Genomic DNA, 19,067 nt, shown 5'->3' with positions numbered 1-19,067 from the left:
ACCCAGATCCGCTGGTAAAGGAATGGCCGAATGCTCGCGTCACTCCTGCGGGCCTTCCCGCTCGAAGACGCGGAACGGCCTGCCCAACGCGAACACCGTCGGCCCCACTCGCACGGTCTTGTAGATGGCACAGCCGAATTCCTCGTTGGCCTCCTCGGTGAACTTGCGCAGCTCGAAGGGAATGCCATCTTCTTCGCGGCCCTTGTAGGCCTTGGGCTTGTAGGCATAGACCTGGCGCGTGGCGCCGACGGCGACGAATTCCGTCTCTCGCGGCGACGGGACCACGCTGCTGAAGTTCCGCCGCCTGCTCGAGGACGACAAGCACAAGCTGGGTGCGGCCCTGTTCGCCAAGGTTGGTGAGGTGCTGCAGAGCAAGGGCATGAAGGTCGGCACGGGCACCATCGTGGATGCGACCATCATCTCGGCACCGAGCTCGACCAAGAACGACAAGGGCGAGCGCGATCCCGAGATGCACCAGACCAAGAAGGGCAGCAGTACTTCTTCGGCATGAAGCTGCACATCGGCGTGGACAGCGAGACGGGTCTTGCGCATAGCGCGGTGGTGACGGCGGCCAACGTTCATGACAAGCACCCGCTGCCCGAACTGCTGCATGGCCAGGAGCTGGAAGTCTTCGGCGACAGCGCCTACGCCTCCCAGCAGGAGTTGATCGCCTCCAAGGCGCCAAAGGCCAAAGACAGAACGAATCAGAGGGTCCGAGGCACGGGGCATGCGGCCGACTTGGAGCGCATCGTCAACAGCATCAAGTCCAAGACCCGCTCGCGGGTGGAGCATGTGTTCGCAGTCGTGAAGCGCCAGTTCGGCTTCAGCAAGGTCCGCTACAAGGGCCTGGCGAAGAACGCGACGCGGGCGTTCGTGGCGCTGGGCTTGGCCAACATCTACCTGGCGCGCAAGCGCCTGGTGGCATGAATGCGTCCGCAGTGGGCGCGCAGCGCGCCTGCTGCCTCAAAAGGGTCGAAAAACTCGGCATGGGCAGGGCAAAACGGCGTCAATTCGAGCGGGTAACGCGTCTGCACGACGCAGCCTCGAAATCAACGGCTTGTTCAGCGTAGCCCTAAATCAGGGGATTTTCGCCGGACGCCATCGCTCAGTTTTCGGGGTTGTCCAAGACAGGTTGAGCCGATCAGCCCTTCGCTGTTCCAAGCGCGGCGATCGAGAGGGTTTTCAATGGCCCAGAATGGCCGCAGAACCAATCCAGTTGAATCGCCAGTTCGACCCCGTCAGAACGACTCAAAAAAAACGAGGCACCGTCAACGTGACGCCGCCCAGTCACTGCTAACTTTTGCTCGAATGAAGCCAGATCGAGTGCGGATGGATCAATGTCCCATCCCCAATTTAGGCGCAGCGGTTGTCCCCAATTTGCATTCAATCGCATGCTACGCAGGGCCCAGGTTTCATCCACGGTCAAGGTGCCCCCCTCGTAAGCCAGTTCAAGCTCCAGCTCGCCACCAAACCAGCTTAAATTGAACGAAGCAAGATCGCGTCTTAGCCAATGCTCGGACCGAATTTTGGCCCCGGACCAATGATCCCAAAAAGCTTGCCAGCGCTCTTCTGTGGCACGCCATCCGACAAGAGCGCGTACGGAATCAACGGCAAGAGGCGATGGCACGATTACCCGCCAATGGGCTTGTTATCTGGATGGTCAATCCGCTGCCAAGCCTTTCCGTCGAAGCGTGCGATGTCTGTCACCCCAACACTCCAGAGAACTCCGTCCACATGGTCAACCCGCCAAGCATCCTGCAACTCTGGCTTGAGGCCAGTCCGCACCGCCGCAATCGATTTTCCGTTCCACTGGAACAGTCCTTCTTCCGCGCAGAGATAGACCGACTCATTGAACTTCGTGAGGCATACAAACGTTTGATGGTCATCCAACCCGCTGAGGCTCTTGAAGCCCTTGCGGGCATTACCCCGAAGAAGCGTTCCATTGAAGCCGCAGACCCATACGTCGTCGGGACCATAGCAACGCACCCACTCCAGATGCTCGTCAACAGGCAGATTGATCCGAGTCCAAGCTGCTCCGTCGAAATGCGCCATAAAACCTCCGAGACCTACCACGTAGACATCATCGTTGGCGAAACCGTCAATACAACTCAGCATTGGGGCGGAGGTCATCTTTTCCAACATTCCCTCAATGTCCTGAGCCTCGTTGAATGGATTGAGGAGAACACGAATACCCTCGTCGGCACGGCGCCAATCGTCGCGGCCGAACCGACGATATACCTGGCCGTGTTGACCGCAGGCCCACAGGTGTCCGTCGATCAGGCGGAGATGCGACATCAAGCCGCCAAAGTTCCCGTCGGTCATTCCTGCGCCGGGAATCACTTCCTCGAATGTCGGCTCGTTGCGTTCGTTGAAGTGAACGGTTCCATGCTTTCCCAATGCAGCATATCGACTTCCATCTGGCAGCTCTTCCTTTGCCATTCGATATGCGTGCACAGACACGATGTTGTCATCATAGTCATGACACGCCCATTGCGATGGCTGAGTCAGATCGAGGACGCTCATCCTTGAATGCGATGTCTCTTCGGGATCCAGATCTTCTAGCTGAGTCGCGATGTAGAGCCAGTCCGGGTCTACACAGACCGCGTCCAAAAAATAAACTGAAGCGGTGTTTTTTGGCATATCGAAACATTCCCCTAAGCAATTTAACGACCGGTCCTGCCCCTTGTCTGGGAGCCCATTTGCAAGGTAGCGGGCGGTGGATTCTTCCCAAATGGATCGGCTCGCAACCGTGTATCCGGTGGCAAGCCATTCTTCTGATGGTGTTCTCTCAATTGCCGTTTCAGATCCTTTGGATCGCACCCGGTGACGATCCCGGCAGAACGCGCGCCTGCATCTTCCAGTTGATCAAGCGTCGCAGTTCGCTGCGGGTTGTTGGCCGCTCCGAGCGCAGCCTCTTGCGCGTCCATTAGAGCGTGGATTTTGCCATGTTCAGCCAATGCACCAAACCACTTTGCGACCTTGTCTTTGCCCTTAAATGCTCCCCGCTTCACGCTGGTGCCATTCTCACCAGTGCTCTTTGTCGGGCCTCCGACGCAGATGCATAGCCCGTTGGCATGCGTGATTTTTTCGGTGCCCGGATAGGCGTGCCCCCCCTGACTTTCTGGCATTCTGAAGCAGTGGTCAGGCACGACGTGGTGAGGAGTCTGTCCACTTGGGCAACCTTCGTGGTAAGTCCGAAGCGTGCATCGTCCTTTGCTCTGCCCCTGGCTTCTGACGCCATCATCATCCTTGCTTTTGGCTTTCCGGTCGGCGGGCTTCTCCGGCTTGTCCTTTCTAAGCACGTCATCCAGCTTGCTGCGAACTTTCGCAAGATAGGCCTCCACCTTCTTACGCATTGGGGCAGGAAGGTGCGGCAGCACCTTCTTCTCGACCGCCGCGACGGCCTGCATGTACTTTTCGCCGTTCTTGACAATCTTCGCTGCACCCGCAGCGTCACCAATCACCGGCACCGCCGAACCGGCGCTGAATAAAGCCCCAACGAAGTCTCCCCGCATCAGGCTGATGGCAGCGTTCAGCAAGTCGGGCACCGCGCCGGCACCTGGAATCATTCCCGCAAGGTCGAGCACCATCTGCAGGCCGTCAACGCCGGAGATTTCGGCGGGCGCCTCAGGCGCCGCTGGAGCGTTGGACTCCTCCGCCCGCTTGCCACTCGATGAGACCGGGCCTTGCGCCCGACCCTTGGTATTGCCAGACTTTCTAGCAGCCATACATTAAGGAGCGTTCATTTCGAATTCGTCGCCATGACGCACCAGCCAATGCTTTTGTGCCCTGACCGTACCGCTCGCTTTGGCCGGGTAGCACTTCCCTGCCACCGTGCTGCTACTAACACCTTTGGCGGCTCCCGCTGCATCGCCGATCGTCGAGGCGGTATAGCTATCGTCCAGGATCACCAGCGGATGGCCATTGCTCCGGACGGATTTGGCGACGTCCGCCGATGACATCAGTTCCGAGTAAACGGGGTAAGGGACCGGTGGCGTGCTGGACCCCATGGGCGTTTTGCAAACGTCGGGACGCGTGCAGATCACCTTCCATCCGACCTGCTGTCGGGCAACAAGGTTCTTAGCCATTCTCAGCTCCTGGAAGAGATCGAAGGCAAACTTGGGCGCTGGTATTGCGCCGACGGTCTCAGCTTCAAAAGCGGTTGCCCTGGATCCGTTTCAAACCGTGCTTCCAACACTCTCGGCGATGCAGCCTTGAGCAGTGCGGTACGCCAAACGATGCGCAAACGCGGAGGGTTGGACGGGTCACTGTTGTCCACCTCGATCAAATCAATCTGCATCGGATTGGGTAGAACCAAGCCGTCATCAAGGCGCATAAGTACGTAGGCGCGATGAGGGGGCACTTGCCATCGCAATAAATCGCCTGTCGGTATCAAACCTTGCACCGCCATAAGCACCCCCGCGCCCGTCACGTCAGGGAAGTCAATCTGCATGTCGGCAGGCGCGCCATTCCAGAAACCAAAGTCGAAATCACGCGGCAGATCGGGATGGCGGTTCTCCAACCATTCAGCGTCATAAGTCCCAGCCAAGGCCAGACGTGGCGCCCAAGCTTTGCCGAGCGGGCCGAACCCAGCAGGTATCGTTGGATAGGGCATCTGGGCCATCTCCACTGGGCTTTTACTTCCAGATTGCGCGGTGACTGTCCACTCGGAGATCGGAGATCCCATCCATATTTGAGGAGCGGGCATACGTTCCGGCCACCGGGCATCGGTCCGTAGAAGCGCTTCGACGTATTCCCTTGCCCACCACCCTCGTCCGATTGGATTTCGGTAGCAGACCTCATTCACGATGGGCTCGGCGTTACCAGACGCTTTCAAAAGGCAGTTCCCGCCGAAGGCGTATTCATAGCGCAGTGGAACTGCCGATGTAGGCTCTGGTGGACCGAGTCGATAGTTCGGCATATCGCCATTGGCCTCGGCGGCTTCCCGTCCGCCAACGCGTATGAACTCTCGGGGCCCCGTGATCAGCAATGTTTTGTCAAGTTTGACGTCGTCCCCTTGTCGGATGGCCATTCGCGCATGGAACTGAGGCAGCGGCGCGCCTACATACGCAACCCCCACCCATCTGACGTCACATCTGGGCTTGTAAGGGACCAAATCGCTCTCACGCTTCAGACTGGTGGTGACGGGATCCCCCCAATGTTCGTCAGCAAGCGTCAACGGCAGGGCAGGCAGTCCGGTGCGTCCGTCGTCTGGTACCGCCGTCCAATCATCCACCCCGTCAACGCGTTGGAGCGTGTAGCTTGCTGACAGTACGACGACGTGATACTCGCGGTCATGCGTGTCAACGCCCTCAAACGCCAAAGCGTCAAACGGTGTTTGATTCTTGAATTGCATGGGAAGGCACACTCAGTTCAGATCAATATCTTTGCCGTTGATCTGAACCGGCCCCGAGGAGTCGAATAGAAACTCGGTCCCTCTGATCGTCACCTTGCCGTCGCTCGACATGGTCAGGCTTGCGCTGCCGACAACCAGGTGAATCTTGTTTGTCGCTTGTAGCTGGAACGAGTCCCCCACCTTGACGCTGTAGTTCTGACCCACGGTAGTGTGCTTGTAGAGCCCCACTTGCTCCGTTTGGAAGGCCCCCACCGTCGTATTCATCAGCCCCCCCACCGAGGTCTGATACGCCGCACCAATCGTCAACGCCTTCCCCAGCCCAATCGTCTCCGCCTTCGCCAGCGCAATGGTCTCGGTCTTCATCCCGCCGATGGTGACCGACCGATTCGAACCGATCGAGATCGTCTCATTCACCCCGACGTCTTCCGTCCGGTTCAGCCCGATCGAGACCTTCTCATCCAGATCCACCCGCTCCGTGCGGTTCTGATGCACCGTGATCGTTTCATCCAGGTTCACCGTCTCCGTCCGGTTCCCCTTCACCAGCGTCGTCTCATGCCGATCAATGGTCTTGGTCCGATCCCGCCCGACCCAATGTGTCTCGTCGTTCTCGACCTCGATGTCCTGGTTCTTCTCCGCGTGGATCCAGACCTGCTCGTCGCCCTTCTTGTCCTCGAACCGGATGGCATTGGCATTGCCATACCCGCCGCCCTTGGTGGAGCGCGTCAGGAAACCGCTTTGCGTCGCATTGGCCGGCAGGTCCCAGGGCGGCAGGTTCTCGCCGTTGTAGGTCCGTCCGATGATGATGGGTGCGTCCGGATCCCCTTCGAGGAATCCGACGATCACTTCCTGCCCAATCCGCGGAATGTGAACGCCACCAAAGTTGGACCCCGCCCACGGATGCGCCACGCTCACCCAGCACGAGCTCTGCTCATTGCGCTGACCGCGCCGGTCCCAATGAAATTGCACTTTCACCCGGCCAAATTTGTCGGTGTGAATTTCCTCGCCTGCCGGTCCGGTGACAATCGCCGTCTGCGGCCCCGGCACCACCGGCTTGGGCGTGCGCCGTGTCGGCCGGTACTGCTGCGCCGCAGGAATGCAATTGAAGCTGCAGCTCAAATCAGTCGAGCCAGACCCCGCCTCACTCACCGCCTGGCGCAGGTGCAGCGACGTCGACGTGACCAGATACTGGATGTTCTGGTCGTCCGTCGGATGCCGGCTCAGCGACAGCAAATGCCCGGTATGAACGCCCTGTGCGTTGGTCACACCGTCGTAGAGGTCGTACGAACTCTGCAACTCGTCCAGCCGGTCTTCCACATACTGCGCACCGTCGCCGTTCTGGATGTAACCGCCCGGGTAATCGAAGATCTCCCCGTCGGACAAGTCATAGTCCCGCTTGCGCGCCTGGCTGGTCTCCAGCGAACTGGACGGGCGCTGGAAGTCGTAATCGGTAATGACCACCTTGCCCGGCTGCACGCACTGCACATTGGCCCATTGCGACACATACTCCAACTGCGGCGGCACTTGCCCACTGCCCCCGTAAAACGGCAGCGTGGCACACGTGGCGACGGCGTCGTGAGCACTGGCGGAGTCGCACACCACCATCTTGTGGCCGGATTCATCGTGCTGGATGTACCAGTAGATACCCTCATGTTCCAGCAGCCGGGCAATGAAATTGAAATCCGTCTCCCGGTACTGTACGCAGTAGTTCCAGGTGCGGTAGGGGCGCATCAAATTGAACTCGAAGCGCGCCACCGGGTGGTCGTCAAACACCTGCTTGACGATGTCCGGCACCGTCATTTCCTGGAAGATCCGGCAATCGGCGGTGCGCGTCATCAGCCAGGGCCAGGGCTTGAGCGTCATCTGATAGACGCTGTACTTGCCTTCAAAGCCGCTGCGGGCGAACCGTGAAACGTAACCGCTGACATGGCGAGGCGCGTCATCGCGCAGCGCCACCGTCAGCGATGCCTGCTTGCCAAGCAGTTCAGCGGCCTGGATGTCCTTGCGGTCGCTCAACAGCGTGAGCGTGGTGTCACCCAGCTCACTCAACGCTTCACGCACCGTGCAGGTGTGTACACGCAGGGTGTCGTCGGGCAGTGCAGTCTTGAGTCGAAAAGGTGTTGGTGCGGGCATGGGCTGGGCCTAATCGTCCAGCCCTGAGATTAGGGGGACGGGCCCGTCACCGGGAATTGTCCAAAGTCACTTTTTGGGACATGACTTGACCCTCCTGGCTCAATTCCGACCCTGACTGCCCCGGCAGGATGCCTTGATCTTGTAAGACTTTTTCACGATCGCGACATTTTTGACACCTAGAGTCCGGCGGTTTTTGCAACCCACTCCCCGGTTTCCCGGTCCCCTCCATGCGCGCTCCGACCTCCCCCGCCGCCTTCGCGTCCTCCAGCTCCCCCCTGCATCATTTCCCGCTGCGCCCGGTGGCGCTGGCCCTGCTGACCAGCTTCCTGATGGCCGGCTGCGGCAGCGACGATGGTGATGACGGTGCCGTTGCCACCCTGCCCGCGATGCCGGCCGGCCTGGGCACCACCGACACCGCCGCCGTGCAGGACACCACCACGGTGCCTCCCTTTGTCGACAACGCCGCCACCAATCAGCGCGGTGATGCCCGTTACGCCACGCTGGAGACCAATGCCGGCGTGCGGGTGGTGTCCGGTTTCCTGAAGGTCTGGAAGCCCAGCACCCTGATCGTGGATGCCGGCGTCACCGCCGCCGCCAACGGCAGCTTCCCGGCCGTGGTGGCCTCCACCTGGAGCGGCATCCCCGGTGATGCCACCGACGGCACGGTGCTGGACACCACCGTTCACAGTGCCAACATCCAATACGTGGTCACCGCCACCGCCGCCCGCACCGATGCGCAGGCGCTGGCCGCCTATCTGGATGACCGCCGTGGCAAGGGCTACAGCATCAGCGACGGCATGGGCCCGCTGACCAGCGCCTGGCGCACTGCCGCCGGCCAGACCACCACCATCACCAGCATGCCGGCCGATGCCACCACGGTGCTCTACAACGACACCGGGGCCGATGTGGGCGTGAGCACCGCCTCCGGCAACAAGACCCTGGGCCTGGCGGTGGACTTCATCAACAACGTGGGCGACAACGCCTCCACCGAGCCGGCCAAGCGCTTCTACAAGTACGCCCGCCCCTGGCGCTGGAGCAGCAATGTCATCGTGGTGCCACAACTGGTGCCCGCCAAGAGCAGCACACCCGCCACCGACGGCGGCTACATCAGCGGCCACACCGCCGAAGCCGTGCGCAAGGCCATGGCCATGGCCTATCTGGTGCCGCAGCGTTATCAGGAGATGATGGCCCGCGCCCTGGAACTGGGCGAGAACCGCATCCTGGCCGGCATGCATTCGCCGATGGACGTGATCGGAGGCCGCATCCTGGGCATGGCGTCCGCCGCCGCCTCGATTGCCAACGGTTCGGACACCGCCATCAAGGCCACGGCTTATCAGCAGGCCCAATCGGCGATGCAGTCGGCTGCTGGAGTTACCTCGTCGTCGGCCCTGCTGACCTATGCCCATTCGGCCAGTACCACCGATGACCGCTTCAACGACTGGACCTCGCTGCGCACCAATGCCCTGCGCCGCATGACGTTCAGCCTGCCGCAGAACGGCGACAAGACCAAGGTCGCCACGGTGCCGAAGGGCGCCGAAGTGCTGCTGGAAACCCGCCTGCCCTACCTCAGCGCCGATCAGCGCCGCGTGGTACTGAAGACCACCGCCATGCCCTCCGGCTGGCTGGTGATGGACGATGCGGAAGGCTGGGGCCGTCTGAACTACGTGGCCGCAGCCGATGGTTATGGCGCCTTCAATGGCGATGTGTCCGTGACGATGGATGGCTCGCTGGGCGGCTTCTATGCCGAAGACAGCTGGCGCAATGACATCAGTGGCGCCGGCATGCTGACCAAGGACGGCAGCGGCACCCTGCACCTCAGCGGCGCCAACACCTTCAGCGGCGGCCTGGTGCTCAAGGCCGGTGTGATCTCCGCCGACAGCGCCTCGGCCCTGGGCAAGGGAGACGTCTACATGGCGGGCGGCACGCTCATCAGCAATGCCTCCGCCGCGCAAGTGGCCGTGGGCGGCCGCTTCAGCCAGCGTGCCAACTCCACGCTGCAGGTGGTGCTGGGCAGCAACGGCGCCGGCCGTCTGGCGGCAGCGGGTGCGGTGAATGTGGAAGAAGGTGCCACGCTGAGCGTGAAGTTCGCCAAGGGCTTCAGCGTCAAGGCGGGCGACACGGTGCAGGTGCTGACCAGCGGCACCTCGCTGGCCGGCCGCTACAGCACCGTCACGGTGGACGGTTTCACCAAGATCAAGACCAGCTACAGCGGCACGACGCTGAGCATCAAGATCGAGGGCTGATGCCCGAAGGGGCCGATGACGGCCCTGGGCGCTGACCCACCAGCGCCTGTTGCCACAACGCGGCTGCTGCTTCGACGCCTTCGGCGGTGAAGTGGCAGCCGTTTCTCATGGTGCGGGGCAAGGCGTCGGTATCCGGCCCGGCGCGAAAGCCGCTGGTGGGCTCCTCCAACAGGTCCTCCACCGCCTGCCGCACGGCCTTGCGCATCGGGTCCGTGGCGACGGGCGGGCAATACGTGGACCGGGCCAACCACCAGGGGCCCGGCAGGCCATGCGCTTCGGTCAGCGCGCGAAGCTGGCGCAGGCCGTGCATGTAGTCCTCGGTGCTGGTGCCCTGCCGAGCATCGGCCTCCCCCTGCTGCCACAACACAGCGGCAATGGGCCAGCCGGTGGCCACCGTGGCATCGATCTGCCGCTCCCACCAGCGGCGCAACGGGCTCTGATCGTCCGTCCAGTCGTCCAGCCGCGTCCCGTCCACCGCCACCACCATCCAGACAATCGGCCGCCCATTCCATTGGCCGCCCAGGCGCTGGTGCAGGGCGGACCAAACACTCGCCCCTTGCCCGGTCGCCCCCGGCAAAGGGTCCTGGGCCAGCACGCAACGGCCCTGATGCAGCACCGGGATCGGCTTGGCCTGGGTGCCGGCCGGTTGAGCGGGCAGATCCCCATGGTTGCCGGCATTGGATTGGCCCATGGCCACCAGCACCAGCGGCATGCGACCGGCCAGCCAGGTGTCACAACTGCGGCTGTCCGCCGGAATGTCCTGAATCGTCGCCACACGTGCGGCGAGGGATTGATCGGTGCGGCGGTCATCCGCCCAGAATTTCAATGCGGCCGCGCCACCGCTCAGCGTCAGCAGTGCGGCCGTGGCCGCCGCCCACCAGGGGGCCGCCCCCAACCCGCAGCGCGCTCAGCCACCGCTCACGACGGCCGCATGCCGCAGCCGATACTGTTGATAACGGCTGCGAATCCAGCGCATCGCCGGCTGCTCCACCCACCGGGTCAATCCATGGGCGAGCCCCAGTGACACGGCCAGCACCACCAGGATGGCCACCGTCGGCGGCAGGCCCAGGGCTTCCAGACGCAGCAGCAGGGCCCAGCCGATGTTTTCGTGCAGCAGGTAGAGCGTGTAGGAGATGCTGCCCAGCCACAACCACATCGGATGCTCCAGCCAGCGCCATCGGCCCTGGGCGGCGCCGCGCAGCAGCACAAAGCAGCCCACGGCCAGCAGGCCGACGCCAATGCCCTTCGCCAAGGCGATCACGGCCACCGCCGCCAAGGCCAGACGTGCAGGGGGTGCAGGCACGGCGTCTTGTTGCGTCAGTCGGTACACCGCAACGCCCAGCGCAAACCAGGCGATGTAGGGCAGCAGCAGCCAGCGCTGCAGCAACCAGGGCAGGTCGACCGAGCCGAACGCGGCGACCAGCACATACACCACGCGCACGGCCAGGAAGAGCCACAGCAACTGCCACAGACGCTGGCCACCGCCTTGCAGCCAGCTCAGCAGCGCCCACGCATAAAACAGCAGTTCGACGGTCAAGGTCCAGTAGACCCCGTCCACATGCGGCACCCCCACCAGCTCCTGCAGCATGGTCACATTCACCAGCAGCGTGGTCCACCCCACCGTCTTGCCGGGCAGGCCCAGCAGATGCGTCAGCGCGAAGGTCAACAGCAATGCGCCCCAGTAGGCCGGATACAGCCGGCTGAACCGCGACACCAGGAAGTCCATCGGCCGGCGGGTGCGTTCCAGGCTCATGAAGATGACGAAGCCGCTGATCATAAAGAACAGGTTGACCCCGTAATGGCCCCACGGCAGCGACACCAGCGGCGCCGTGGGGTGTCCGTAGAGCTGATCGAACCGCGTGGTGTAGTGGAAGCCCACCACCAGCAGTGCCGCCAGGCCGCGCAGCGCGTCCAGCTGAGCCAGCCGGGGTCCGTGGCTGCTCATAGGCGCAGCCGCGTCACACCAGCACCTCGGCAGCGGGCGGATGGCTCAGAAAGTTCTGCGGGCTGGCGCTGACACCGTAGGCACCGGACTGGAACACCACCACCAGATCACCGGGCTCGGCATGCGGCAGGGCCATGCGCTCGCCCAGCAGGTCCAGCGGCGTGCACAACGGCCCCACCACCGACACCCCGGGCTCCGGCTCACCGCCCATGCGGTTGCCGATGGCCACCGGGTAGTTCTTGCGGATGACCTGGCCGAAGTTGCCGGAAGCGGCCAGATGGTGATGCAACCCACCGTCGGTGACCAGATAGACCTGTCCCCGCGAGACCTTGCGGTCCACCACGCGGCAGACATACACACCGGCCTCACCCACCAGGTAGCGCCCCAACTCGATCACCAACCTGGCGCCGGGCATCTCCTGCGCGGCCCGCGCCTGGAGGGCGGCCAGGTTGGCGGCTATGGGCGCCAGGTCCAGCCGTTGCTCGCCAGGGAAATACGGAATGCCGAAGCCGCCGCCCAGGTTGAGCACCCGCACCGGAGCGGGGGCCGATTCGGCCAGACGAAGCGCCAGCTCAAAGCTCTTTTGCTGGGCCTCGATGATGGCGTCCGGCTTGAGGTTCTGGGAGCCGGCAAAAAGATGGAAACCTTCAAAGCCCAGGCCGGCCGCCGCGATCAACTGCAGCAGTTGGGGCACCTGCTCCGCATCCACCCCAAATTGCTTGGGCCCGCCCCCCATCTTCATGCCGGAGGACTTCAGCTCAAAGTCCGGATTCACGCGCACGGCCACGCGGGCGGCATAACCCGTCCCCTCGCTCAGCCGCGCCAGCAGATCCACCTCGCGGAAGGATTCGATGTTGATCAGGATGCCAGCGGCCAGCGCCTGCCGCAGCTCGGGTTCACTTTTTCCCGGCCCGGCGAAGCTGATCTCGCGGGGGTCCGCGCCCGCATCCAGCGCCACCTGCAGTTCACCGCCCGAGGCCACGTCGATGCCGTCCACCAGGCCCGCCATGTGCGCCACCAGCACCGGCATCGGATTGGCCTTCATGGCGTAATGCAGCTCGATGCCGGCCGGCAGCGCCGCCCGCAGCGCCTGCACCCGCGCCGTCAACTGGTGACGGCCATAGGCATAAAACGGCGTGCGGCCCACGCGATCGGCCAGCCGCGACAGGGGTTGGCCGCCGACCTGCAACTGGCCGTCCACCACCGGAAACTGCTCCAGGGGCGCATGCTGCGGCGGCACCTTGCCGGCCGGGGTCTCAGGACTTTGCATCGGATTCCAGTGCCGCGATCCACTCGGTGCTGAGCAGCTTGCGATCAATCTTGCCATTGGGGTTGCGGGGCAGCGGGCCACTACGGGCCAACACCCCGGCAGGGATCATGTAGGCCGGCATGCGTGCGCGGCACGCCACCAGCACGGCGGCGGTGTCCAGTACGCCGGCACCGGGCGCCGGGGTGGCAATCACTTGAATGGCCTGGCCCAGCGTGGGGTGGTCCACACCAAAGGCCACGCATTCGCCCACCAGTTGGGTGGCGTAGAGGATTTCTTCCACCTCGGTCGGGCTGACGCGGTAGCCCGAGGTCTTGATCATCTCGTCCCGACGGCCGATGAAGTAGAGAAAGCCCTCGGCATCCATACGCACGGTGTCGCCGGAGAACACGGCGTATTCCGGCAGCTGCAGGCCGGCTTCGCGGCCGGCGGTACCGGCCGGCAGCAGCTTGTAGCGCTCGGCGGTCTTGTCCGCATCGTTCCAGTAGCCCAGGCCGACCAGCGGCCCGCGATGGACCAGTTCTCCGGGCTCATCCGTCGCACAGGGGCTGCCGTCTTCGCGCAGCACCAGGATTTCCACGTTGGGAATGGCCTTGCCGATGGAATCGGGGCGGCGGTCCACCTCCTCCGGCGGCAGGTAGGTGGAGCGGAACGCTTCAGTCAAACCGTACATCAGGAAGGGCTGGGCGGACGGCACCCGCTGGCGCAGCAGGCCCAGCGTCTCGCGCGGCATGCGGCCACCGGTATTGGCGAAATAGCGCAGATGCTGCTGGACGGCGGCAGGCCATTCCAGCTGCGCCAACTGGATGTAGAGCGGCGGCACGGCCGTCAGGCCGGTGATCTGGTCGCGCTCCAGCGCCTTGAGCACGTCGCGCGGCATCAGGTAGTTGAGCAGCGTGACCGACGCGCCACTATGGAAGGCGGTGGTCAGCTGGCTGAAACCGGCATCAAAGGACAAGGGCAGCGCGGCCAGCAGACGGTCCTGCGCATGGTTGCCCAGGTAGCTGGCCACACTGCGGGCCCCAGCCACCATGTTGCGGTGGGACAGCACCACCCCCTTGGGCCGCCCGGTGGAGCCGGAGGTGTAGAGAATGGCCACCATGTCGGTGTCGATGACACGATGGCCGGCGCGGGCGGGGGCCTCCAGCAGGTCCGAATAACGCAGCCAGGGGAAGGGTGCCGCCCCATCGCCAGGGGCCGCACCAGTCGCCGCACCAGTCGCCGCACCCTTGCCCGCGCCTGTCCCCCCACTGACCTCTGCCGGTGGGTCCACCAGCACCACATGCCGCAGCGACGGGCATTGCGCCAGCATCGGCTGCAAGGCTGCCAGCCGCTCCCGCGAGGTGATCAGCACCCGCACGTCGCAGTCCCGGACGATGAAACCGACCTGCTCGGCCTTCAGGATGGGGTTGATGGGCACAAACACCGCCCCGGCGGCCGGCGCGGCAAAGCTGGCCACCACGGTTTCGATCCGCTTGTCCAGGTAGATGCCCACCCGCTCCGCACGCCCCAGGCCCAGCGACAGCAGCCCATGGGCCAGCGCCTCGACCTGGGTGGCCAAATCACCGTAGTTCAACAGGCGGGCACCGTCCCGCAGCGCGGGGGCTGCGGGGTTGCGGTCGGCGCTGGACCGGATGAGGTGCGGGAGCAGGTGGCTGTCGAGGGCAGGCATGGAAAAAAGTATCTCATGCACGCTCCCGGAACGACTGCACGCTCCTGGGGGCCTCCCCTTGGGATGGGGGGGCGTTTGGCGGGCGTGTGTGAAGGGGCCGACGGTTAAGATTCCAGCCGACATGAACACACAAGAACATCTGCTGGACATTCTGGACGACGTCCTGAGCCTGGAGGGACGCGCCAAGTCCTTCACCCCGGATACGGCCCTGCTGGGCGCCCTTCCGGAGCTGGACTCCATGGCCGTTGTCAGCCTGATCACCGCACTGGAGGAACAGTTCGGCATCGTTGTGGACGATGACGAAATCGATGGTTCCACCTTCGCCACGGTGGGTGCGCTGACGGATTTCCTGAACGGCAAGTTGGCCGCCTGAGCGGCGCCCAGACCGGCCATGACCGCCGCGTGCCGCAGCTTCTTCCTGGATGCCGGCCCACGCGGCCAGCGACTGTGCGTCTTCCATGCCGCGCAGGGCGTCCACACGCCCCTGGGGCAGGTGCTGCTGCTGCCGCCCTTCACCGAGGAACTGAACAAATCCCGCCGGATGCTGGCGCTGACCAGCCGGGCCTTTGCGGCCGCTGGCTTTGAGGTGCTGATGATGGACCTGCTGGGCTGTGGCGACAGCAGCGGGGACTTTGGCGACGCGGGCTGGGAGGACTGGCAGGCCGACATGCGCCTGGCGGCGGACTGGCTGGGTGCGATGCACAGTGGGCCCACCACCGCTGCCCTGCCCTTGTGGCTCTGGGGCGTGCGTTCGGGCGCCCTGCTGGCCCCGGCGCTGGCGGCGCACCCGCTGCGCCCATTGAATCTGATGCTGTGGCAACCCGTGGCGGCAGGCAAGCTGCAACTGCAGCAGTTCCTGCGGCTGAAGCTGGCGGCCGATCTGGTCGGTGGCCAGGCCAAGGGGCAGATGCAGGCCCTGCGCGCGCAGTTGGAGCAGGACCAGCCGGTGGAGGTGGCCGGTTATGCGCTGTCGCCCGCCCTCGCCCGAGGGCTGGAACAGGCGCAGCTCAAGCCCGACAGCCGCTATGCCGACGTCATCTGGCTGGAGACCAGCCTGCGCGACGAGCCCGCCTTGTCTCCCGCAGGCGCCCATGCCGTTCCGGCCTGGCAAGCGGCCGGCTGTCACGTGCAGGCCGCAGCGGTGAAGGGCCCTTCCTTCTGGGCGGCGACTGAAATCGAAGTGGCACCGGCCTTGATCGACGCCAGTGTCCAGGCCCTGCTGAACGCATCGAAGCCGCCAGCCACGGCGCGGCAGAGTGCTGGGGGAGCCACCGTATGAAGGATCTGACGCGCGGTCCCGCGAGCGATCCCATGAGCGATCCCATGAGCGATCCCATAAGCGATCCGAACAGCTGCCGCAGCAGCTATCGCGATTCCGTGCTGACGGTCGCCTGCCAGGGCGAGCACCTCCTGGCCATCCTGACCGAACCCGCCGTTGCATCTGCCACGCTCCGGTCCACCACCGAGCGGCCGCAACACCCGCAGGCCCCGGCGCCTGATCAGGCGCCGAACCCCCACCCATGCGTGATGTCGGAAGACCTGGGGGTGCTGCTGATCGTGGGCGGCCCCCAATACCGGGTGGGCTGCCACCGCCAGTTCACCCTGCTGGGCCGTGCGCTGGCCACCGGCGGCATTCCCTGCCTGCGCATCGACTATCGCGGCATGGGCGACGCCACCGGGGAGGCCCGCGACTTCGAGCAGATTGATGACGACATTTCAGCCGCCATCGACCAATGGCAGCAGGAACGCCCGGCCCTGCGGCGGGTGCTGATCTGGGGGCTGTGTGATGCGGCCTCCGCTGCGCTGCTGTATGTGCAGCGCCGCCAGGATCCCCGCGTCGCCGGCCTGTGCCTGGCCAACCCCTGGGTGCGCACCACCGAGAGCCTGGCGCGCGCGCAGGTGCGGCACTACTACTGGGACCGCCTGCGCCAGGGGTCGTTCTGGCGCAAGCTGCTCAGTGGCGGCGTTGGCTTGTCGGCGGTGCGTGAACTGCTGGGCAAGATCAGCCAGACGCGCAGCGCATCGCCCCCCAGTCGAACGGACCGCCCCCTGCACTACATCGAGCGCATGGCGCTTGGCCTGCGCGAGTTTCAAGGCCCCATCCTGCTGATGCTCTCTGGCGACGATCTGGTGGCCAAGGAGTTCCTGGACCGCTGCCGCACCGGAGGCCCCGCCTGGCAGGGCCTGCTGGAGCGCCCCCTCCTGCGCCGGGAAGACCTGCCCGAAGCGGATCACACCTTTGCCAGCGCCGCGTGGCGGGCTCAGGTGGAGTCCTGGACCTTGTCCTTTGCCGTTTCTGTGGCCGCAGGTGGCCAAGGCCGGGCACCGGCCTCATCCGCATCATCCGCCTCATCCACCTCATCGGCCCCAATGACCAAGGCGACGCACGCGTCGCATGCGTCCCAGCCGGCCGCTGACGCCCAGTGCCCCCTGCCCGCCTCGGCGGCGGACTGAATGGAGATTTGCATGCAAGGAAGGTCCCGCACCGCACGCCAGTGGCTGATGGCCATGGCTGGCGTGATGCTGATGGCACACAGCAGTGCGCAGACGCTGGCCGGCTGCGGCAGCCTGGCCAACAACTACGGCCCGCATGACTATCGCGACTGGAAGGACCTGCCTCCCATCGACCCGGTGTCCAAGGAAATGTCGCCGCTGCAACTGGTGGAAGGTGCCCACTTCATCGACACCTGCGAAGCGCTCTACCGCTGCAAGCGCGGCAGCATCGGCAGCGACCTGGACTACACGCTGCGGGCCTTCCCCAACCATCACCGGGCCCTGGTGGCGATGATGCGTTATGGGGAGCTGACCAAAAAAGCCCAGCCGCCAGAGGCCCGCTACACCGTGGATTGCTACTTCCGCCGCGCGCTGGTCTGGCGCCCGGAGGATGCCATTGCGCGGCTGCTCTACACCACCTACCTGAACGAGAACAAGCGCACCGCCGATGCGCGGGTGCAGTTGCAGGAGGCCGCCAAACATGTGGGCGACAACGCCTTCACCATCTACAACCTGGGCATGGTGGCACTGGACCTGAACGAGGTGGACATGGCGGTGGATGCCGCCCGGCGCAGCTACGCCGCCGGCATGCGGCATCCCGCGCTGCGTCAGCGGCTGCAGGCCATGAACCGCTGGCCGGCGGATGTGGACGTCCCTGCGGATGGGGCTTCCGCGCCGGCCACTTCGTCGTCGGCGTCGGCGTCGGCGTCGGCGTCGGCTTCGTCGTCAGCGTCGGCTCCCGCTTCGGCTTCCGCCACCACCAAGCTTCCATGAGCAGCCCTGCCTCCCCGCTGGCCCCTCGCCTGCCCGTCATGGGCTGGCAGACCTTCCGTGGTGGGCGCGACGCTGCGCTGCCGAGCCTGCTGGATCACCCACGCCATCAGCTCAGCACCAGTGGCCGGGCGGCCATCCTGCTGGCGCTGGAATGTGTCGGCGTCGGGCCGGACGATGTGGTGCTGCTCCCCACCTACCACTGCCCCACGATGGTGGCGCCAGTGCTGACGCTGGGGGCGCAGGCGGTGTTCTATCCCATCGATGCCCACGGCGCACCACAGCTGGACTGGCTGGACGCCCACGCACCCCGCCGCGCCAAGGCCATGCTGGCCACGCATTACTTCGGCCTTCCGCAGCCGATGGAAGCCAACCGCGCCTGGTGTGATGCCCACGGCATTGCATTGATCGAGGACTGTGCCCATGCCATGTTCGGCCGCAGCGGCACGCGGCCGGTGGGCGGCTGGGGCGACGTCGCGATTGCCAGCCTCACCAAATTCTTCCCCGCGCCGGAAGGCGGCATCCTGGCGCTGAACCGGCCGGACCTGCAACTGCCCGCGCTGACACCCGTGCCTCCCCTCCAGCAGGTCAAGGCCGCTGCCGACATCCTGCATATGGGGGCCAGCCATGACCGGCTGACCGGCCTGAACGGGCTGATCCGCGGTGCTTTTGCCCTGCGCGGCCTGATGCGGCGCTCATCGGCGCCGTCCACGGACACTGCGTCCGCAGGGGCCCCCGCCGAGGACGCACTCGATGCCAACATGGGGCTGATCGACCTGCCCCTCTCCCATCGGGCACTGACCCGTGCCAGTGCCTGGGTGGCGACCGGCGTACCCCGTCAACGCATCGTCCAGGCCCGGCGTCGCCACTACGAGCATCTGTTGCAGGCCCTGCGCGGCAGCCAGGGCTTCCATCCGCTCATGCCACGCCTGCCCGCCGACAGCGCGCCGTATGTCTTCCCGCTCTGGGTCCGCACGCCGGACCCGGGCTATTTGGAGATGCGCCGTCTCGGCGTCCCCGTGTCGCGCTGGGACCGGCTTTGGCCCGGCGTGCCGCAGCTGGATGGCGACATGGGCGTGGACTGGTCTCACCATGTGCTGCAACTGGCCTGTCACCAGGACCTCAGCGAGCAGGAGATGGAAACCATCGTGGTGCAGGTGCGTCGCCTGTTTGGCCCATGAGCGCCCCGC

Annotated in this window: 17 protein-coding genes and 1 pseudogene; 7 read left to right on the top strand and 11 right to left on the bottom strand. The window is 64.7% G+C overall.

Annotated features, from left to right (window positions below):
• Window positions 1-39: 39 nt before the first annotated feature.
• On the bottom strand, window positions 40-285 hold the full coding sequence (locus OU995_RS27490; RefSeq protein ID WP_324288572.1) for a hypothetical protein: 246 nt from the start codon (window positions 283-285) through the stop codon (window positions 40-42).
• On the opposite strand from OU995_RS27490, the pseudogene OU995_RS16430 reads away from it, so the two are divergent.
• Window positions 275-927: pseudogene (locus tag OU995_RS16430) on the top strand (IS5 family transposase); the annotation flags it as partial. The gene OU995_RS27490 and the pseudogene OU995_RS16430 overlap by 11 nt on opposite strands.
• Before the next feature lie 214 nt (window positions 928-1,141).
• Here the strand turns inward: OU995_RS16430 and OU995_RS16425 are convergent.
• The 6 genes from OU995_RS16425 to OU995_RS16400 all read right to left on the bottom strand — a co-directional run bounded on the left by OU995_RS16425 (window position 1,142) and on the right by OU995_RS16400 (window position 7,486).
• The gene (locus OU995_RS16425) at window positions 1,142-1,627 is read right to left on the bottom strand and encodes a hypothetical protein (protein WP_267831087.1); all 486 of its coding nucleotides are present in this window, start codon (window positions 1,625-1,627) and stop codon (window positions 1,142-1,144) included.
• A gap of 2 nt (window positions 1,628-1,629) precedes the next feature.
• Complete coding sequence (locus OU995_RS16420) at window positions 1,630-2,640, bottom strand: hypothetical protein (RefSeq protein WP_267831086.1); 1,011 nt, start codon at window positions 2,638-2,640, stop codon at window positions 1,630-1,632.
• A 23-nt stretch (window positions 2,641-2,663) separates the two neighbouring features.
• Window positions 2,664-3,590: a hypothetical protein gene (locus OU995_RS16415; protein WP_267831085.1), complete on the bottom strand. Its 927-nt coding sequence runs from the start codon at window positions 3,588-3,590 to the stop codon at window positions 2,664-2,666.
• A 141-nt stretch (window positions 3,591-3,731) separates the two neighbouring features.
• Complete coding sequence (locus OU995_RS16410) at window positions 3,732-4,088, bottom strand: DUF4150 domain-containing protein (RefSeq protein WP_267831084.1); 357 nt, start codon at window positions 4,086-4,088, stop codon at window positions 3,732-3,734.
• Window positions 4,089-4,090: 2 nt separating this feature from the next.
• Window positions 4,091-5,356: a DUF2169 family type VI secretion system accessory protein gene (locus OU995_RS16405; protein WP_267831083.1), complete on the bottom strand. Its 1,266-nt coding sequence runs from the start codon at window positions 5,354-5,356 to the stop codon at window positions 4,091-4,093.
• 12 nt (window positions 5,357-5,368) lie between these two features.
• Entirely contained in the window at window positions 5,369-7,486 is a 2,118-nt protein-coding gene (locus tag OU995_RS16400) for a type VI secretion system Vgr family protein (protein ID WP_267831082.1), read from the bottom strand.
• A gap of 329 nt (window positions 7,487-7,815) precedes the next feature.
• Here OU995_RS16400 and OU995_RS16395 point away from each other — a divergent pair, with 329 nt between their 5' ends.
• On the top strand, window positions 7,816-9,729 hold the full coding sequence (locus OU995_RS16395) for an acid phosphatase (RefSeq protein WP_267836282.1): 1,914 nt from the start codon (window positions 7,816-7,818) through the stop codon (window positions 9,727-9,729).
• Here the strand turns inward: OU995_RS16395 and OU995_RS16390 are convergent.
• From OU995_RS16390 to OU995_RS16375, 4 genes are read right to left on the bottom strand one after another with little or no spacing between them, the layout of a single operon-like run.
• Complete coding sequence (locus OU995_RS16390; protein WP_267831081.1) at window positions 9,713-10,624, bottom strand: sialate O-acetylesterase; 912 nt, start codon at window positions 10,622-10,624, stop codon at window positions 9,713-9,715. The two genes, OU995_RS16395 and OU995_RS16390, sit on opposite strands and share 17 nt — an antisense overlap.
• A 12-nt stretch (window positions 10,625-10,636) precedes the next feature.
• Window positions 10,637-11,674 carry an acyltransferase family protein gene (locus OU995_RS16385; RefSeq protein WP_267831080.1) on the bottom strand — a complete coding sequence of 346 codons (1,038 nt, stop codon included), beginning with the start codon at window positions 11,672-11,674 and terminating at the stop codon, window positions 10,637-10,639.
• Between the two features lie 13 nt (window positions 11,675-11,687).
• Complete coding sequence (locus OU995_RS16380; protein WP_267831079.1) at window positions 11,688-12,944, bottom strand: pyridoxal-dependent decarboxylase, exosortase A system-associated; 1,257 nt, start codon at window positions 12,942-12,944, stop codon at window positions 11,688-11,690.
• On the bottom strand, window positions 12,931-14,613 hold the full coding sequence (locus OU995_RS16375; protein WP_267831078.1) for an acyl-CoA ligase (AMP-forming), exosortase A system-associated: 1,683 nt from the start codon (window positions 14,611-14,613) through the stop codon (window positions 12,931-12,933). The genes OU995_RS16380 and OU995_RS16375 overlap by 14 nt, the downstream gene beginning before the upstream one ends.
• 121 nt (window positions 14,614-14,734) lie before the next feature.
• On the opposite strand from OU995_RS16375, the gene OU995_RS16370 reads away from it, so the two are divergent.
• From OU995_RS16370 to OU995_RS16350, 5 genes are read left to right on the top strand one after another with little or no spacing between them, the layout of a single operon-like run.
• Window positions 14,735-14,986 (top strand): acyl carrier protein, encoded by a 252-nt coding sequence (locus OU995_RS16370; protein ID WP_267831077.1) that lies wholly within the window; start codon window positions 14,735-14,737, stop codon window positions 14,984-14,986.
• An 18-nt stretch (window positions 14,987-15,004) separates the two neighbouring features.
• Entirely contained in the window at window positions 15,005-15,892 is an 888-nt protein-coding gene (locus OU995_RS16365) for a hydrolase 2, exosortase A system-associated (protein WP_267831076.1), read from the top strand.
• Between the two features lie 44 nt (window positions 15,893-15,936).
• Window positions 15,937-17,067 carry a hydrolase 1, exosortase A system-associated gene (locus tag OU995_RS16360; protein ID WP_267831075.1) on the top strand — a complete coding sequence of 377 codons (1,131 nt, stop codon included), beginning with the start codon at window positions 15,937-15,939 and terminating at the stop codon, window positions 17,065-17,067.
• Between the two features lie 12 nt (window positions 17,068-17,079).
• Entirely contained in the window at window positions 17,080-17,880 is an 801-nt protein-coding gene (locus OU995_RS16355) for a hypothetical protein (RefSeq protein WP_267831074.1), read from the top strand.
• Entirely contained in the window at window positions 17,877-19,058 is a 1,182-nt protein-coding gene (locus OU995_RS16350) for a DegT/DnrJ/EryC1/StrS family aminotransferase (protein ID WP_267831073.1), read from the top strand. The genes OU995_RS16355 and OU995_RS16350 overlap by 4 nt, the downstream gene beginning before the upstream one ends.
• The last annotated feature ends 9 nt before the right edge of the window (window positions 19,059-19,067 follow it).

Origin of the sequence: Roseateles sp. SL47, assembly GCF_026625885.1 — a bacterium.
In the GTDB taxonomy this organism is placed as follows: domain Bacteria; phylum Pseudomonadota; class Gammaproteobacteria; order Burkholderiales; family Burkholderiaceae_C; genus Roseateles.
The sequence above is the reverse complement of the archived record's forward strand: the minus strand, read 5'-3'. Positions and strand labels throughout refer to the sequence as shown.

Coding starts and splice junctions, on each gene's coding strand:
- OU995_RS16420 (WP_267831086.1), bottom strand. CDS start 2,640: ATGCCAAAAAACACCGCTTCAGTTTATTTTTTGGACGCGGTCTGTGTA.
- OU995_RS16415 (WP_267831085.1), bottom strand. CDS start 3,590: ATGGTGCTCGACCTTGCGGGAATGATTCCAGGTGCCGGCGCGGTGCCC.
- OU995_RS16410 (WP_267831084.1), bottom strand. CDS start 4,088: ATGGCTAAGAACCTTGTTGCCCGACAGCAGGTCGGATGGAAGGTGATC.
- OU995_RS16405 (WP_267831083.1), bottom strand. CDS start 5,356: ATGCAATTCAAGAATCAAACACCGTTTGACGCTTTGGCGTTTGAGGGC.
- OU995_RS16400 (WP_267831082.1), bottom strand. CDS start 7,486: ATGCCCGCACCAACACCTTTTCGACTCAAGACTGCACTGCCCGACGAC.
- OU995_RS16395 (WP_267836282.1), top strand. CDS start 7,816: ATGGCCGGCTGCGGCAGCGACGATGGTGATGACGGTGCCGTTGCCACC.
- OU995_RS16385 (WP_267831080.1), bottom strand. CDS start 11,674: ATGAGCAGCCACGGACCCCGGCTGGCTCAGCTGGACGCGCTGCGCGGC.
- OU995_RS16380 (WP_267831079.1), bottom strand. CDS start 12,944: ATGCAAAGTCCTGAGACCCCGGCCGGCAAGGTGCCGCCGCAGCATGCG.
- OU995_RS16375 (WP_267831078.1), bottom strand. CDS start 14,613: ATGCCTGCCCTCGACAGCCACCTGCTCCCGCACCTCATCCGGTCCAGC.
- OU995_RS16370 (WP_267831077.1), top strand. CDS start 14,735: ATGAACACACAAGAACATCTGCTGGACATTCTGGACGACGTCCTGAGC.
- OU995_RS16365 (WP_267831076.1), top strand. CDS start 15,005: ATGACCGCCGCGTGCCGCAGCTTCTTCCTGGATGCCGGCCCACGCGGC.
- OU995_RS16360 (WP_267831075.1), top strand. CDS start 15,937: ATGAGCGATCCCATAAGCGATCCGAACAGCTGCCGCAGCAGCTATCGC.
- OU995_RS16355 (WP_267831074.1), top strand. CDS start 17,080: ATGCAAGGAAGGTCCCGCACCGCACGCCAGTGGCTGATGGCCATGGCT.
- OU995_RS16350 (WP_267831073.1), top strand. CDS start 17,877: ATGAGCAGCCCTGCCTCCCCGCTGGCCCCTCGCCTGCCCGTCATGGGC.